This is a genomic window from Yersinia sp. LJYL362 (genome assembly GCF_048323875.1).
The window spans coordinates 47,367-64,115 of the sequence record NZ_JBLWEX010000313.1 but is presented as its reverse complement, the minus strand read 5'-3'; the positions used below and the strand labels follow the sequence as shown (position 1 = coordinate 64,115).

The window sequence follows — 16,749 nt, the reverse complement described above, 5'->3', positions numbered from 1 at the left end:
GATAAGCCACTTTGGCAAATTCAATCCCCAAGGTGAAGACCATCATACTGATCATCCCCATGGCAGCTGACACCGTCCCTTTACTGATATCGCTGGAGAACAGCGTCAGTCGCACTAAACCGGCGTTCGCCAGTCCAATACCAAAGGCATAGAGGCTTAACCCGGCAGTCATCCACAAATAAGCATGGGATGAATAGAGGGTCGAGCCAGCGGCAATCATTAGGCCAATAATCATCGGGCCGGCACCGTAGCGGATAAGTTGCGGAACACTGGTTTTACCGCTCAATTTCGCTAATGTCAGGTTGCCGATAATCAGTGCGCCGAAAATGGGTACCTGCAAAATGCCATATTCCACGGTTGAGAGCTGCTCACCGCTGATCAGAATCACTGGGGACTGGGCAATCCAGGTCAGTAGAGGCAAGCTGGCGAAGCCCAATGCGAGGGAGCCGCACAGGAAACGGCGATTGGTCAGCACTTGTTTATAATCGTGCCACATCGCTCCTATCGACAGCTTCTCACCTTGGCGTGAGGCGGTTTCTGGCATCGCTCGCCACAGCCCCACAAATGAAATTGCGCCGAGCGCCGCAAATATCACAAACATGAACTGCCACGGGGCGACATGAATCAAGGCGGCACCCGCCAACGGGCCGAGCAACGGGGCAATTAATGCCACATTCGCCATCAGTGCGGTGATTTTGATACAGACCGCTTCTTCAAAGGATTCCTGAATAGTGGCGTAACCGACTGCGCCGATAAAGCACAAACCGATCCCTTGCAGGAAGCGCATGGCGATGAACTGTTCAATCGACGTGACCAATAATATGGCAAGACAGGTCACCACGAAGAATGCGACACCAACCAGCATCACTGGGCGACGGCCACGACGATCTGATAACGGCCCAAGCAACCATTGCAGGAACATCCCGCCAGCCAGATAAGCCGTCATTGATGTCGGAACCCACTCAATACTAGCATTAAAATCGGCGACTACCGCCAGCATGCCGGGCTGAATCATATCGTTGGCGATATATGCGGCAAATTCGAATAATACCAGGCACAAGGGAAATAAAAGCGCCCGTCGACCTAAACGCGTCGCGGGTGAGAATGAAGTTTGCATAGGTTAAGCTATTAATAGTAAAAATAAAAAACTGGAAGCACTCAGGCAGGATCTACAGTCAGAGCGCATTAGGACGGCTATTTTGCCGTCAATATAACTTTATGGCAACAATTACCCTTCGTCCTGATGGGGTTCATTTACTTTGGGTATCAGTCAAATTTACGTTATTGTTTGCAGCCTGATTATTTGCAAAATAAATATACTCTAAATAATTCGAGTTGCAGGCAGGCGGCAAGTGAGTGAATCCCGATGAGTTGACGCCAGTCAATGATTCGGGTGAGAGAGAGCAGCCAACGTACATGCAGCTTGAAGTATGACGAGTATAGATAAGCGTTTTTATGTACGCGAAAGACAAGACGGTGATAGAGAGTATGCATGACCAATAAGATTGGCTGGATTGATAATCTGCGGGCCGTTGCCTGCATTATGGTGGTCATGATCCATGCCACCACCTATTACGTCACCAGCGGGGCGCAAGTAGGGGAAGCGAACTGGGACATCGCCAATTTGCTGAATTCGGCTTCTCGGGCCTGTGTGCCCCTATTCTTTATGATCTCCGGTTATCTGTTTTTTGGTGAAAAAAGCGCACAGCAAAAGCATTTTACCCGCATCGGACTATGCCTGTTGTTTTACAGCGTGATAGCACTTATCTATATTTCTACCCTGACCCCGATCAACGGTTGGGCGTCACTGAAAAACATCCTGCAAAAACCCGTGTTTTATCATTTGTGGTTTTTCTACGCCATTATTGTGGTTTATCTAGTTTCACCACTGATTAACGTCAAACCGGTATCAGGCCGCTATCTGGCGGTCGTTATTTTGTTGTTGGCGGTGGTTGCCAACCCGCAGACCAGTAAATATTCAATCGGTGGTTTTCAGTTACTGCCGATAAATCTCTATATCTACGGTGATACTTTCTATTATTTGTTGTATGCGCTGCTGGGGCGAGCTATTGGCATGCTTGAGACGCGAGGGCGAGCTATCAGTTGGTGCGCGGCATTATTGTTTATCATGAGCGTGATATTTATTGCCATCTCAACGGAGAAACAGACACGAATTAATGGCAGCTTTGCCGATACCTTCTATATGTACTGTGGCCCCTTGGTCTTTGTTGCTGCGGTATCACTGCTGGTGTGGTTTAAAAACTGCCTAAATCAGCCGATTGCCTGGTTGAGTTGGCTGGCCGGACATTCGCTGGCTATTTATGGTTTCCATGCACTGATTATTCATTTCATCCGTACCCATCATTATGATTTTACTGACTATCCGGTGCTGGATATTTTCTATGTCTTTGCCTTAGCACTGGCGTTAAGCACTTTATTGTCGATGGGGCTGCAACGCCTTGATCGGCGGCGATTAGTCAGTTAGTTACAGCCTGCCCACGCTGTTGTGCGCGCCGAAGCTGACGGCCGGAGGAAAATCCGGCTGCCAGTGCGGCTTTCTCCAGATTAAACCCTTCTTGCAGGCGGACTTCAGCTACCGCGACCCGCAATTGTTCATGATATTCACGCACACTGATCCCGACATGTTCACGGAATAATCGGGTTAAATGACGGCTGCTGACATGTGCTTTGTGTGCCACCTGAAGCAGTGACCACTCCGCTTGTGGCTCTGCTGACATCACATCCTGTGCCCGATGTACTGCCGGGTGGAGATGGTTACGGTAACGTAGCCAGGGTGAAAGTTGCGGGTCATCACCTGAGCGGCGGAAATACACCACCATTTCGCGCGCCACCTCCAGTGCAGTTTGCGGGCTGCAATAACGGCTGATCAGATGCAAAGAGAGATCAATACCGGCGGTAATCCCGGCACTGGTATACACTCCACGATCTTCAACAAAAATACGGTTTTCTTTGGTTTGGGCCGCCGGAGCCTGCTGGCGTAACCGTTCAAGAACATGGTGATGAGTTGTGCATTGATAGCCATCCAATAGCCCGGCTTGCGCTGCCAGCAATGCTCCAGAACAGACACAAACCAATATCGTTTTTTGTTGTGTAATGGCGGCTTTCTGTTGCTGTAACCATCGGCGGGCTATTGCGGCGGTTTCTGTCGCAAAATAGTGACGTGAATCGCTCACCCCCGGAACTACCAGCAAGCTACCTTCCGGTAAGCTGTCAGGTAGCGGCTGCAATTGGCCTAACATCATGTCGGTGGAGGACATTACCTCGGGCAATGGGCTGATATAACAAAGGTTAAATGACCCCGCCAGCCGTAATGTTTCGGCAGGGCCAGTTAAATCCAGCGACAGCACGCCGGGCAGCAAGAGAAAATAGACATTTCGTTGCATGGTTAATCCACAGTTATCGTCAGATAACGATTCATATAAGCCGGAATATCCGGAGTGTGCTGTAGCAAAGTATCAACAAAAGCATCCCGCTCAAAGGCCATTACCTGTAAATCCCAAACACAGAAAGATTCATCACGCGCCGCGCGCCAAATTCCCTGTTCCTGCACCCAGACTTTCACCCGCAATTCGTTTTCGTTATCCCACCAGCCAACAATCAGGTAATTCAATGTTTTTCCCTGATGTTCAATCACAAAACCAATACCGGGGCGATCCACTGTTTCAGCATCATGGGGTAACCACTGGCTGACGAGTTGATAAGCAGGGACATAATCGGGTGCGGTACCTTGCGCCTGCGCATAACGAATCACATAGCGTTTCAGCTGCCAGCGGTTAAGATTTTTGAGACCCGCAGGTGTGATAGCCCGAGGAAAATAAGGCTGTGGCTGCCAATTGACGACTTTTTGGCTAGCCGCTACTGATAGTGGTGAATCCAGTGCTGCCAGTGCTTGCTCGACGGTATGGATAGTCGCAAACCGGTCGACGAGCACAGTTTCCGTGCGTAATTTCAATTCCTCACTGCTCAGAACAATGCCGTTGGGCTGGGTCATTGGAAAGGTCAGTGTGGCTTCCGTGACAAAAGTGACTTGATAACCCAGATCTGACGCCACGCGTGCGGTGGTTTCACAGCATTGTTCGGTGCGCATACCGGCAATAATTAGATGGCTTATTTGACGCTCTTTCAGCCATTGATCCAGCCCTGAATCAGTTAATGCATTATGCACTCGCTTTTGCACTGTCACATCGGCGTGATGGGAAACCAATGACATGGGCTTCACATAGCCAGAAGCCAGCGAAAACGGGCCTTCCGGCGCGACGTGGAATACATCTACCAGTGCTACTCCGCGCTGTTTACAGCCCGCAATGAGTTGGTTCAGCGCCGCAGAGAAGGCAGGGAGATCCTGTTGTTGCCAAAAAGATTTATGTTCGAATGATTGTTGGACATCAATTATCAGTAATGCGCTGTTAGTCATATCCGGCCCTCCGCCGTTTCGGTAGAGTTCCATCATCTGCGGGTTTTGAGCTAAGTGGAATGCCAAATCGGGCCATCATAGGGAGCAAAAGGGACCAGATTTTTTACCACCACCCATTCAGTAAGTTAAAGAGTTAATGGCCAAATAGGCTCATTAAAATAGTTTTTTGGCCGAAAACAGTGAGTAAGGAAAACCGTTATTCACGGTATGACAATCAATGGGAATGGAATAAGTCATGGCAAACCTTAATAACGTTATCCTGATACGGGCAAACCAACAGCGAAATAATGCTTTGGTAGGAACAGCTTTGTTGTTTGTCACGATGATGAGTGAGGCGTCAATATCTCTGGATAGAACGCGGATTATTTTCAATAGTGCCGATACGTCAGCCAGTGTCATGTTGCAAAATAAAAGCGAGGTATTGCCTTATCTGGCGCAATCCTGGTTGGAAAATGCCGCTGGGCAGAAAGTAGATAGCCCCTTGTCTGCTTTACCCGCGATACAGCGGATTGATATGGGTCAGAAAAGCCAGGTGAGAATTATTTCACTGCCAGATATCGAGCAATTAGCCGCTGATCGTGAAACTTTATTCTATTTTAATGTGCGGGAAATTCCCCCGAAAAGTGAAGTAACCGCAGCAGTACAAATCGCCATCCAAAATAAAATAAAGTTATTTTATCGGCCAGCGGCGATTAAAGCGGATTATAAGAATGTCTGGCAGGAGAAGTTACAGATCAGGCAGCAAGGAGAAGAGCTTAAAATTCATAACCCTACGCCGTATTACGTCACGTTAGGGCATTTAAATCGGGATAATCGCGGTAATTTCCCCGGTTTTGACAGTGTTATGATTGCGCCATTCGGTACTGAGTCCGTTAAGACTCCCGGCTATAATGGCAGCAACTATAGTCTCGGTTATATGGATGATTTTGGTCAGATGATCATTCGCAGCGTGAACTGCTCGATAGGCCATTGCCGCATTCAGGCTGTGGAAAAGAAGATATAATTTCCACAGCCTGTTCTGCTAGCTATGTGCTTATAGCTTGCACTTTATCTTACTCACATTCACATAATGGCAGTAATTGCTGATAGAGCTTTTTAAAGATAACGCGGCGGGCCGCGTAATATTGATGGCGTTGTGTATTAGGTAAATGAGTTTGTTCCAGTGGTAATGCAGGCAGTAATTCGGCTAACGGGACATCCGGATTGAGAGCAATTTGGGCCAACCGGGCAGCGCCGAGTGCGGGGCCGACATCACCACCTGTTCGATATTCCAAAGTCTGGCCGCTGATATCTGCCAGCATTTGCCGCCAATAAGGGCTGCGCGCACCACCACCAATTAACGTGACTGATGTGGGTTGTAAACCACTGGCATGCAGGGCATCCATTCCGTCAGCTAAAGCAAATCCGACTCCTTCCAATACCGCACGGGCTAAATCTGCCCGGCCGTGTTGGTGGGTAAATCCCCAAAAAGCCCCTTTAGCATTAGGGTTGTTATGGGGGGTTCGTTCGCCGGAAAGGTAGGGTAGGAACCACACGGGAGTGGCGGCTGGTGGTGTATTTTCCACTTCATTAATCAGTGCAGGAACATTCTCGGCGCCGGTGAGTTGGCATGCCCAATCAAGGCAGGATGCGGCACTCAGCATCACTGACATCAGGTGCCAGGTATTGGGTAAAGCATGGCAAAAACTGTGCACGGCGCTGGCCGGGTTACTCAGAAAGCCATCACTGACGGCAAAATAGACGCCGGATGTCCCCAGCGATAACATTGCCTGCCCGGTTTGATACAAGCCCACCCCGATGGCACCGGCGGCATTATCACCCCCGCCAGCCACGACCGGAACAGGGTTGATCCCCCAACGACGCGCAATATTGGCACTGACATGGCCGGTAATCTGACTGCCTTCGAAGAGGGCGGGCATATGCTGGCGATTTAGGCCGCAGGCCGCCAACATCTCATCACTCCAGTCGCGCTTTGCCACATCGAGCCACATTGTTCCGGCAGCATCTGACATATCACTGGCAAAGTCACCACTGATCAGAAAACGTAGATAATCTTTGGGTAACAATACTTTATCGATGCGATTGAAAATCTCTGGCTCATGTTCTGCCAGCCATTTCAGCTTCGGTGCAGTAAAACCCGGCATCATCAGGTTGCCGGTAATTTGGTGGGATTCGGGTACAGCCTTTTCCAGCGCCTGGCACTGGGCAAAACTGCGGCCATCATTCCATAAAATGGCCGGGCGCAGCACCTTATTCTGTTTATCCAGCAAAGTCGCGCCGTGCATTTGGCCCGTCAATCCCAGTGCTTTTACCTGTGTTAAATCATGGTCTGCGGCTAAAGCCTGCATAGCTTGATCAGTGGCTTGCCACCAGTCGGCGGGACTTTGCTCAGACCATAAGGGGTGTGGGCGGGAGACAGATAATGCAGCACCTTGGCTGGCAATAACTTGCCCGTTTTCGGCCAGTAGAATGGCTTTAACGCCGGAGGTGCCCAGATCGATGCCAAGGTACATATGTGTTCCTCATATTAATAGGCTATTTTATTGGCAGAGCCTGACGGGGCGACTGCACCGATGGGCGCTCCGACGGCTCACGCCACTTGTATTTTAAATAAATAGGGACTCATTCGGCACATTTCCCCGTCTATTCGCTATTTTGAGATAAATCTTTGCCTATTCGCCGCAGGCATCAAATAAATAAAGCTATCAGCCGAAGATATAGCGGTTAACCCTATTTTCCAGCAGTTCTTGATGCCCGCTTTGGTGATGTGGGTCCAGATTATGTTGCTCGGCATAGGACGCTAAATCTTCCAGCGACATTTTGCCTTTTAGGATTTGTTGCCCCAAATCGCTACTCCAACCGGCATAACGTTTAGCAACCAGCTGATCCAACTGACCATCTTCAATCATTTTTGCTGCAATCTTCAGTGCTAAAGCCATGGTGTCCATTGCCCCAATATGGCCATAGAACAGGTCATATTTATCTGTGCTTTGGCGGCGTACTTTGGCATCAAAGTTCAGCCCACCGGTAGTAAAGCCACCGGCTTTGAGGATTTCAAACATCACCAGCGCATTTTCTTCCACACTGTTCGGGAACTGGTCGGTATCCCAACCTAATTGTGGATCGCCACGGTTAGCATCCACCGAACCGAAAATACCTAATGCAATCGCACTGGCAATCTCATGATGGAAAGAGTGTCCAGCCAAAGTGGCATGGTTAGCTTCAATGTTAACTTTAATCTCTTTTTCTAGCCCAAACTGCTTGAGGAAACCATAAACTGTAGCAACATCATAATCATACTGATGCTTAGTCGGCTCTTGTGGTTTTGGCTCGATCAACAATGTGCCCTGGAAGCCTGTCTTGTGTTTATGTTCGACCACCATTTGCATAAAGCGGCCAATTTGCTCACGTTCTTGCCGTAAATCTGTATTTAACAGTGTTTCATAGCCTTCGCGTCCGCCCCACAACACATAGTTTTCCCCACCGAGTTTTTGGGTGGCATTCATGGCGGTAAAGACTTGGGTTGCCGCCCAGCTAAAAACTTCTGGATCTGGATTGGTCGCCGCCCCGGCACCGTAGCGCGGGTGGGTGAAGCAGTTGGCGGTGCCCCATAATAATTTTACGCCGCTACTTTCTTGCTTCTCAGCTAATACATCAGTCATGACGGCAAAATTATTTAAATATTCTTTTAATGATGCGCCTTCTGGTGAAACATCCACATCGTGGAAGCAGTAATAAGGCACATTCAGTTTATGGAAGAATTCAAAAGCCACATCAGCTTTACGTTTTGCCAAAGCCAATGCATCTCCCGATTGTTGCCATGGGCGCTCAAAGGCATTGCTGCCAAACATATCCGCCCCGCCCCAGCAGAAGGTATGCCAGTAGCAGGCAGCGAACCTTAGGTGATCGGCCATTCGCTTACCAAGGATAATTTCATCCGGATTGTAGTGATGAAATGCCAGTGGGTTAGAGCTCTGGCTGCCTTCGTAACGCACTTGTTCTAATTTATCAAAATAAGATGACATGCAATACTCCTTGGAAGCTGACCCGCATTATCGGGCTGGTGAGCTTTTATCTTCGGAGTTGTTTGTTATTCTCTCAATTACGTTATTTCACACTTAAATTCAGAGAATTATTAATTGTGGAGTAGATCTCATAAATACCCAATTAATTATAAAGAATCACTGGTATTCATTGTCTGGATAACATCTCTTACTGGAATTATGAATTTTGCAGGAAAGAAAACATGATCGTTATCATAAAATTAACATTAAACCAAAAAACATAATTGGCGGACGAAAATCTGTAATTGCCGATGTGCAAATAAGCGACAACAATCCCTATTGCAGTTGATGTTTACCGTTTCTCTTACCCTGCTTGCACAATAAGAAAGGTACCGAAAGATGAAATTTAAGAACATTTTACTCTCCGCATGTGCCGCTCTGGTCATGTTTAGCCAGCCCGGATTCAGTAAAGAAATTAAAATCGGTATGGCAATAGACGATCTTCGCCTTGAACGTTGGCAGAAAGACCGCGATATTTTTGTTAACAAGGCTGAGTCTCTCGGCGCTAAAGTATTTGTTCAATCAGCGAATGGCAATGAAGAAACTCAAATGTCGCAGATTGAGAATATGATTAACCGTGGTGTCGATGTCTTGGTTATTATTCCTTATAACGGGCAAGTATTAAGTAATGTCATCGCCGAAGCAAAACGGGAAGGAATAAAAGTATTAGCTTATGACCGTATGATAAATAATGCTGACATTGACTTTTATATCTCTTTCGATAATGAAAAAGTAGGTGAATTACAAGCTAAAAGTCTGGTTGAACGCGTGCCACAAGGTAATTATTTCCTGATGGGCGGTTCGCCGGTAGACAATAATGCCAAGCTGTTCCGTCAGGGGCAGATGACAGTACTTAATCCATTGATAAAAGAAGGGAAAATAAAAATTGTCGGTGATCAGTGGGTTGATGCCTGGTTACCAGAAAATGCTTTAAAAATCATGGAAAATGCGCTAACAGCTAACAATAACAAAATTGATGCTGTCGTGGCGTCTAATGATGCCACCGCCGGTGGGGCTATTCAGGCGTTAGCAGCACAAGGTTTGGCGGGTAAAGTGGCTATTTCTGGACAGGATGCTGATTTAGCGGCAATAAAGCGTATTGTTGCTGGTACCCAAACTATGACGGTATATAAGCCAATCAGTAAATTAGCCAACGATGCGGCGGAAATTGCGGTAAGTTTGGGTAAAGGCGAAGAACCAAAAGCAAATAGTAAATTAAATAACGGTATAAAAGATGTTCCTGCTTATTTATTAACGCCGATTCAGGTAGATAAAAATAATATCGACAGCACAATTATCGCAGATGGATTCCACAAGAAATCGGACATTTACTAATTATTTTTTCGTTGCTGAATATATCAGAAGTCATTGGGGTTGTAGCTAATCATGCTGCAACCCCTGGCATAAAAGATATATGGAGGGAATTATGCCCTACCTGCTAGAAATGAAAGAAATTACCAAGCAGTTCGGTGTCGTTAAGGCGGTGGATAATATCGGCCTGACATTGGAAGCCGGGCAAGTATTATCTTTATGTGGCGAAAATGGCTCTGGAAAGTCCACACTAATGAAAGTGTTATGTGGTATTTACCCCGCAGGTTCCTATCAAGGGGAAATAATTTTCTCAGGTGAGATACTTCAGGCAAAAAATATTCGTGAAACCGAACAAAAAGGCATCGCGATAATTCATCAAGAATTAGCATTGGTGAAGCAAATGTCTGTGCTGGAAAATATGTTTCTCGGCTCCGAATGGGGGCGTTTTGGCATTATGGATTATGACGCCATGTACCTGCGCTGCCAACGAATGCTGGCCCAGGTCAAACTGGTGGTAGACCCTCATACCCCGGTGGGGGAATTGGGGCTTGGGCAGCAGCAATTGGTTGAAATTGCCAAAGCGCTGAACAAACAAGTTCGGTTGCTGGTACTGGATGAACCGACCGCTTCTTTGACCGAAAGCGAAACGGCTATTTTGCTGGATATTATCCGTGATCTACGCAATCACGGCATTGCCTGTATCTATATCTCGCATAAATTGAATGAAGTGAAAGCGATATCAGATCATATCTGTGTGATCCGCGATGGCCGCCATATCGGCACTCGCTCTGCGGCGACCATGAGTGAAGATGACATCATCGCCATGATGGTTGGCCGTGAGCTGAAAGAACTCTATCCACACGAAGCCCACCACATTGGTGAGGAAATTCTGCGCGTGGAAAACATCTGTGCCTGGCACCCGGTAAACCGCCATATCCGGCGAGTGGATGATGTCTCTTTCTCTTTAAAACGCGGGGAGATATTAGGTGTCGCTGGGCTAGTGGGGTCTGGCCGAACAGAAACAGTGCAGTGCTTATTCGGTGTTTACCCTGGTCGCTGGCAAGGCGAGATATTTATTGATGGTAAGGCTGTGACCATCAGTAATTGCCAACAAGCCATGAAACTTGGGATTGCCATGGTGCCAGAAGATCGTAAGAAAGACGGCATCGTACCGGTTATGGGGGTGGGGGCTAATATCACACTGGCTGCGCTAGATGACTTCACCGGCTCTTTCAGTATGTTGGATGATGCGAAAGAACAATCAACTATTGAGCAGTCCCTGGCCCGATTAAAGGTGAAAACCTCCTCTTCTGAGTTGGCCATTGCCCGACTCAGTGGGGGTAATCAGCAAAAAGCCATTCTTGCCAAATGCTTGCTACTGAACCCACGAATTTTGATTCTTGATGAACCGACGCGCGGTATCGACATTGGTGCAAAATATGAAATTTATAAACTTATCAATCAACTAGTCCAGCAGGGGATTGCGGTCATTGTGATTTCCTCTGAACTACCGGAGGTCTTGGGATTAAGTGATCGGGTGCTGGTCATGCATCAAGGGCGCATCAAAGCCGATCTCATTAACCATAATCTGACACAAGAGAAGGTCATGGAAGCCGCACTCAGGAGTGAAACCCATGTCGCAAGCTAATCAAACTGAAGTAAACACACCCGAAAATGGCGATAAAAAGCCATTATTCCGACTAAAATCGGTTAATTTGCAAGTTTTTGTCATGTTGGCGGCTATTGCCGTGATTATGCTGTTTTTCACTTTTACCACCGAAGGGGCCTATCTCAGCGCCAGGAATATCTCGAATCTACTGCGACAAACGGCGATCACCGGCATTTTGGCGGTGGGGATGGTGTTTGTCATTATTTCGGCCGAAATTGATTTGTCTGTTGGCTCGATGATGGGGTTATTGGGCGGTGCGGCAGCCATTTTTGATGTGTGGCTCGGTTGGCCGCTCCCTCTGACCATTGTAGTCACTCTGGGATTGGGGCTGGTGCTTGGCGCATGGAATGGTTGGTGGGTGGCTTATCGCAAAGTGCCTTCGTTTATTGTCACATTGGCGGGGATGTTGGCTTTCCGTGGCATTTTAATCGGCATCACCAACGGCACGACCGTTTCACCTACCAGTAATGCCATGTCGCAGATTGGGCAAAGTTATCTGCCAAACGGCCTTGGTTTTGGCATTGGCGCAATTGGCCTGATGTTATTTGTTGCCTGGCAGTGGCGTCGACGTAGCCATCGTATCCGGCTGGGCTTGCCTGTTGCCGCGCCACAAGGTGATGTTACTCGCCAAACTATTACCGCAGTTATCGTTCTTGGTGCCATATATTTACTGAATGATTATCGGGGCGTCCCTACTCCGGTATTGATTCTCACGGCATTGATGTTGGCGGGTATTTTTATGGCCACCCGCACCGCATTTGGCCGCCGGATCTATGCTATTGGCGGCAATATCGATGCCGCACGCTTGTCTGGGGTGAATGTGGAACGCACCAAACTGGCGGTATTTGCTATCAACGGGTTGATGGTTGCCATGGCAGGTTTGATTCTCAGTTCACGTCTGGGAGCGGGTTCACCTTCAGCCGGTAATATTGCCGAACTGGATGCGATTGCCGCTTGTGTCATTGGTGGCACCAGCCTGGCGGGTGGGATCGGGAGTGTGGCGGGAGCCGTTATGGGGGCATTTATCATGGCTTCTCTCGACAATGGGATGAGCATGCTAGATGTGCCGACATTCTGGCAGTACATTGTCAAAGGTGCAATTTTGCTGTTGGCAGTGTGGATGGATTCTGCCACTAAACGCCGGGTCTGATCCCATCTTCAAAAAGAGATCAATGCCATACTGCATTGATCTCTTTGTCTGTTACCCCTCCCCACCTATTTCAGGAGCTATTCCCATGTTTGAGAAACGCTACCGGATAACCTTGTTATTTAATGCTAACAAAGTATACGACCGGCAAGTGGTGGAAGGTGTCGGTGAGTATTTGCAGGCCTCACAGTGCGACTGGGATATTTTTATAGAAGAGGATTTTCGCTGCCGCATTGAGAATATCAGGGATTGGTTAGGCGATGGTGTTATTGCCGATTTTGATGATCGGCAGATAGAGCAGCTGCTGGCGAATGTTGATGTTCCGATTATCGGCGTGGGGGGGTCTTATCATCAGTCAGAGGATTATCCGGCAGTAGATTATATTGCAACGGATAACTCAGCTCTGGTTGAGGCGGCATTTATGCATCTGAAAGAGAAGGGTTTAAACCGTTTTGCTTTTTATGGTTTGCCGGCCAGTAGTGATAAACGCTGGGCGCAGGAGCGAGAGTATGCCTTCCGGCAATTAGTCGCGGCAGAGCAATATCAAGGTGTGGTCTATCAGGGGATGGCCACTGCGCCCGCCAACTGGCAATACACGCAAAATCGGCTGGCGGATTGGGTGCAAACTCTGCCACATCAGACGGGTATTATTGCTGTCACTGACGCACGGGCGCGGCATTTATTGCAAGTGTGCGAGCATCTGGATATTGCGGTGCCAGAGAAATTGAGTGTGATTGGTATTGATAATGAAGAACTAACCCGCTATTTATCGCGAGTGGCACTTTCGTCGGTGGTGCAGGGGACGCGGCAGATGGGCTATCGCGCGGCTAAGTTACTGCATCAGCGCCTTAATCAGCGCCAGAAACAACAAGAAGCTGCGCCATTGCAGCGTATTCTGGTGCCACCGGTGAAAGTGATGGCGCGGCGTTCGACAGATTTTCGCTCATTACGCGATCCGGCCGTGATTCAGGCGATGCACTATATCCGCCATCATGCCTGCAAGGGGATTAAGGTTGAACAGGTGCTGGATGCAGTAGGGATGTCGCGCTCAAATCTGGAAAAGCGCTTTAAAGATGATATTGGACAGACTATTCATGGTGTTATTCATGAAGAGAAGCTCGATCGGGCGCGCAATTTGTTGTCTGCAACTTCATTACCCATCAATGAAATCTCCCAAATGTGTGGTTATCCATCGCTGCAATATTTCTATTCAGTCTTCAAAAAAGGCTATTCGATCACGCCAAAAGAGCATCGTGATAAGTATGGCGAGGTCAGCTATTAGTCGTTTTTAAGCCGCAGACGATGACATTAGATTCCGCCTGGCGAGGGAATTTATTCATCATGCCTATTGAATGAATAGCACCATATAATAAACACGCTATAATCACCGCCTTACACTCATATCTTCTCTGGAAGATCATCGTCCCCGGTGGGGCGGCTGGACTTCAAATCCAGATGGGGCCGCCAGCGGTCCCTGGCAGGTTCGACTCCTGTGATCTTCCGCCAAAGATTGTCCTGACAGTTCCCGATAAATCCATAAAAACACAATAAATCAAAGGATTGATTGGGTTTCTTGTCTGTATAAGTCCGTGTGCTACTGCCTGAATCCGTGAAAAATGTGTATAGTGATGCGTATAGGTTTTTTATACGCAGAATCCACTTATACACATGCTCCTAACTGACATACAAATTCGACGCTCCAAACCACAGGAAAAACCCTACACCCTCAACGACGGCCAAGGCCTGTCTCTTCTTATCAATACTGATGGAAGTAAAGGTTGGCGTTTTCGCTATCGCTATGCCGGAAAAGCCAAGCTGATGTCCTTTGGTACCTACCCATTGATAACGCTGGCTGAGGCGCGAGAAAAGCGCGGTGAGGCTCGCAAGCAGGTTGCGAATGGCATTGACCCAGTAGCCGAGAAAAAGGCGCAAAAGCTTGCTCAGAAGCTTTCTGTCGAGAGCTCTTTTGAAGCCATTAGCCGCGAGTGGCACACGAACAAGGCTGACCGATGGACTCTGGCCTACAGGGAAGAAATCATGCGCACCTTTGAGCAGGATGTGTTTCCGTATGTTGGTCAAAGCCCCATTGCCGAGATTAAGCCGTTAGAGTTGCTGGAGGTGTTGCGGCGCATTGAGAAGCGTGGGGCATTGGAGAAGACCCGTAAGGTACGCCAGCGCTGCGGAGAGGTCTTCCGCTACGCCATTATTACCGGTAGGGCGGAATATAACCCAGCCCCAGATCTCGCCAGCGCATTAGCCGTTCCCAAGCAAAAGCACCATCCGTTCCTTTCGGCTGAAGAGCTGCCTTATTTTGTTAAGGACTTGGAAGGGTATACCGGTAGCATCATCACCAAGAATGCAGCGAAGATCGTTATGTTGACCGGCGTGCGCACGCAAGAAATGCGCTTTGCTACATGGGAAGAGATCGATCTTGAGCGTGCCATCTGGGAGATCCCCGCCGAACGTATGAAAATGCGCCGCCCGCACATTGTGCCGCTCTCTACTCAGGTGGTTGAACTGTTTAAACAGCTACAACCGATCACAGGTTACTATCCTTACATTTTCATTGGACGAAACAACCGCAGAAAGCCTATAAGTAAGGAAAGTGTGAATCAGGTAATAGAGCTGCTGGGATATAAGGGGCGAGCCACCGGTCACGGTTTCAGGCATACGATGTCAACTATCTTACATGAGCAAGGTTTTGATTCCGCATGGATTGAGATGCAACTTGCTCATGTGGATAAAAATGGAATTAGGGGAACTTATAATCATGCTCAATATCTAGAAAAACGTAGGGGCATGTTGCAGTGGTATAGTGATTTTTTAATAAAGTGATAGAGATAAAAACTATCACTTTATTAATTTTTTGACTAAATCATGTTTATAATGCTTTTCATTTGTTGATTGTAGAAAATAAGATCATCAATAGAAAAGTCTTTGTTGGAATTATGAACAATAATATTCCTTACCTGTCTTAATTGAGAAATGCTCTTTAGTATGTCCTCACTAATAACATTCGCGTTGCATAATTCCCTCTCTGGTCTTGTGAAAAGTGACGGCTTAATTATGGATATTCCATTTTTATATGCTGCTTCAGAAATTTTCGACTCTAATTTTTTCCACAACACAATGAAATCACCGTAGTGTTCACTGTTATTGATTACTACATTCTCTGCTAATTCTTCACGTTCATCTTCTGGGACGGTTATTTTATCAAGAGATGCAATGGCATCTTCTAATATAGGTCTTATCTCATTTGTTATTTCAATGGTGGAATCATAATCGATTTTTTCGAAGTTGTTATTATGAGCAACCTTACATCGTAATAAATAGAGTTTTTCCCATTTTGATTTTAGATAGCTACCTTCGCATTCCACATGTTTTTGAAAATATCGCTGCCAGTTAGATTGTGGAATGAAATCTTTTAATTCGTCAGAGTTAATTGATTTTTCTTTATGGCTTTTAATCTTGGAAATAAGACTTTCAATATCCTGAGTTCTGTATGTGTCAAATAAAAAATTAGAGAGCTGTATAAAGTCAGTATCATATAGATAGTTATTTTCGTTTCCCGATGATTTAGCTCTTTTGGACTTTTTTAGTTCCTCTGGAATAGCTGTTTCCACCCAACCTACGCCGACATTTGTTAGCATGAACTTTGTGATGAGTTTTCTCATCATATTTTCTATTTCATGAATGATTGGGTAGCACTTTAACGAATAGTTAAACCCTATATCATCCCACAAGGTCTGTATATTATTTTTTGATGCCATGTGGAGTAGGTTTCTCAAAACTTTTAATAAATTGGCGAATTCATTTACTCTCTCATCATTTTCGTTTGACAGTTTGATATGAAAGATCTTGTTTTTTTCTGATGGAGAGTTCTCTTCAGTTATTTCAATTGAAAAAATATCACCTCTGTAATTTATTTTTTTTCCTACTATATTAATCTCAGCGTCTGATTGAATGAAATTTAAAAATGATTTTTTAGTTTTGCAAAAAGAATTAGTAATCTCAATGGTAACTAGATATTCAACTCTCATGACATACCACCTTTATTTCTAAGATGTTTTATTTTATATTTTAACAGCGTGGTGAATTGATTATCACCACCAAATAAATATGA

Annotated in this window: 13 protein-coding genes and 1 tRNA gene; 8 read left to right on the top strand and 6 right to left on the bottom strand. The window is 46.7% G+C overall.

The window, feature by feature from the left end; translation table 11 throughout:
- The coding region (locus ACNSO8_RS25715) for an MFS transporter (RefSeq protein WP_418396342.1) at positions 1–1,117 on the bottom strand (1,117 nt) is incomplete at its 3' end.
- 375 nt (positions 1,118–1,492) lie between these two features.
- On the opposite strand from ACNSO8_RS25715, the gene ACNSO8_RS25710 reads away from it, so the two are divergent.
- Complete coding sequence (locus tag ACNSO8_RS25710; RefSeq protein WP_019081429.1) at positions 1,493–2,485, top strand: acyltransferase; 993 nt, start codon at positions 1,493–1,495, stop codon at positions 2,483–2,485.
- Here ACNSO8_RS25710 and ACNSO8_RS25705 read toward each other — a convergent pair.
- Positions 2,478–3,404 (bottom strand): GlxA family transcriptional regulator, encoded by a 927-nt coding sequence (locus ACNSO8_RS25705; RefSeq protein WP_019084163.1) that lies wholly within the window; start codon positions 3,402–3,404, stop codon positions 2,478–2,480. The genes ACNSO8_RS25710 and ACNSO8_RS25705 overlap by 8 nt on opposite strands.
- 2 nt (positions 3,405–3,406) lie before the next feature.
- Positions 3,407–4,435: an isochorismatase family protein gene (locus ACNSO8_RS25700; RefSeq protein WP_411917724.1), complete on the bottom strand. Its 1,029-nt coding sequence runs from the start codon at positions 4,433–4,435 to the stop codon at positions 3,407–3,409.
- A gap of 235 nt (positions 4,436–4,670) precedes the next feature.
- Between ACNSO8_RS25700 and ACNSO8_RS25695 the strand changes: the two genes are divergently transcribed.
- Complete coding sequence (locus tag ACNSO8_RS25695; protein WP_019084161.1) at positions 4,671–5,438, top strand: molecular chaperone; 768 nt, start codon at positions 4,671–4,673, stop codon at positions 5,436–5,438.
- A 49-nt stretch (positions 5,439–5,487) separates the two neighbouring features.
- On the opposite strand, the gene xylB is transcribed toward ACNSO8_RS25695, so the two are convergent.
- Positions 5,488–6,948, bottom strand: a complete 1,461-nt coding sequence (xylB, locus tag ACNSO8_RS25690) for a xylulokinase (RefSeq protein WP_411919885.1) — start codon at positions 6,946–6,948, stop codon at positions 5,488–5,490.
- Positions 6,949–7,140: 192 nt separating this feature from the next.
- Positions 7,141–8,460, bottom strand: a complete 1,320-nt coding sequence (gene xylA / locus ACNSO8_RS25685; RefSeq protein WP_019084159.1) for a xylose isomerase — start codon at positions 8,458–8,460, stop codon at positions 7,141–7,143.
- 378 nt (positions 8,461–8,838) lie between these two features.
- Between xylA and xylF the strand changes: the two genes are divergently transcribed.
- The 6 genes from xylF to ACNSO8_RS25655 all read left to right on the top strand — a co-directional run bounded on the left by xylF (position 8,839) and on the right by ACNSO8_RS25655 (position 15,461).
- The gene (gene xylF / locus ACNSO8_RS25680) at positions 8,839–9,834 is read left to right on the top strand and encodes a D-xylose ABC transporter substrate-binding protein (RefSeq protein ID WP_005175009.1); all 996 of its coding nucleotides are present in this window, start codon (positions 8,839–8,841) and stop codon (positions 9,832–9,834) included.
- A gap of 91 nt (positions 9,835–9,925) precedes the next feature.
- Positions 9,926–11,458: a xylose ABC transporter ATP-binding protein gene (locus ACNSO8_RS25675; protein WP_418396341.1), complete on the top strand. Its 1,533-nt coding sequence runs from the start codon at positions 9,926–9,928 to the stop codon at positions 11,456–11,458.
- Positions 11,445–12,629 carry a xylose ABC transporter permease XylH gene (gene xylH / locus ACNSO8_RS25670; protein WP_019081420.1) on the top strand — a complete coding sequence of 395 codons (1,185 nt, stop codon included), beginning with the start codon at positions 11,445–11,447 and terminating at the stop codon, positions 12,627–12,629. The genes ACNSO8_RS25675 and xylH overlap by 14 nt, the downstream gene beginning before the upstream one ends.
- Before the next feature lie 85 nt (positions 12,630–12,714).
- On the top strand, positions 12,715–13,908 hold the full coding sequence (gene xylR / locus ACNSO8_RS25665) for a D-xylose utilization transcriptional activator XylR (RefSeq protein ID WP_019084157.1): 1,194 nt from the start codon (positions 12,715–12,717) through the stop codon (positions 13,906–13,908).
- A 129-nt stretch (positions 13,909–14,037) separates the two neighbouring features.
- A tRNA-Sec gene (locus tag ACNSO8_RS25660) sits at positions 14,038–14,132 on the top strand.
- 162 nt (positions 14,133–14,294) lie between these two features.
- Positions 14,295–15,461, top strand: coding sequence for a tyrosine-type recombinase/integrase (locus ACNSO8_RS25655; RefSeq protein WP_418396340.1), 1,167 nt, complete (start codon positions 14,295–14,297; stop codon positions 15,459–15,461).
- 35 nt (positions 15,462–15,496) lie between these two features.
- Here ACNSO8_RS25655 and ACNSO8_RS25650 read toward each other — a convergent pair whose 3' ends face one another.
- On the bottom strand, positions 15,497–16,666 hold the full coding sequence (locus ACNSO8_RS25650; protein ID WP_418396339.1) for a hypothetical protein: 1,170 nt from the start codon (positions 16,664–16,666) through the stop codon (positions 15,497–15,499).
- Between the last annotated feature and the right edge of the window lie 83 nt (positions 16,667–16,749).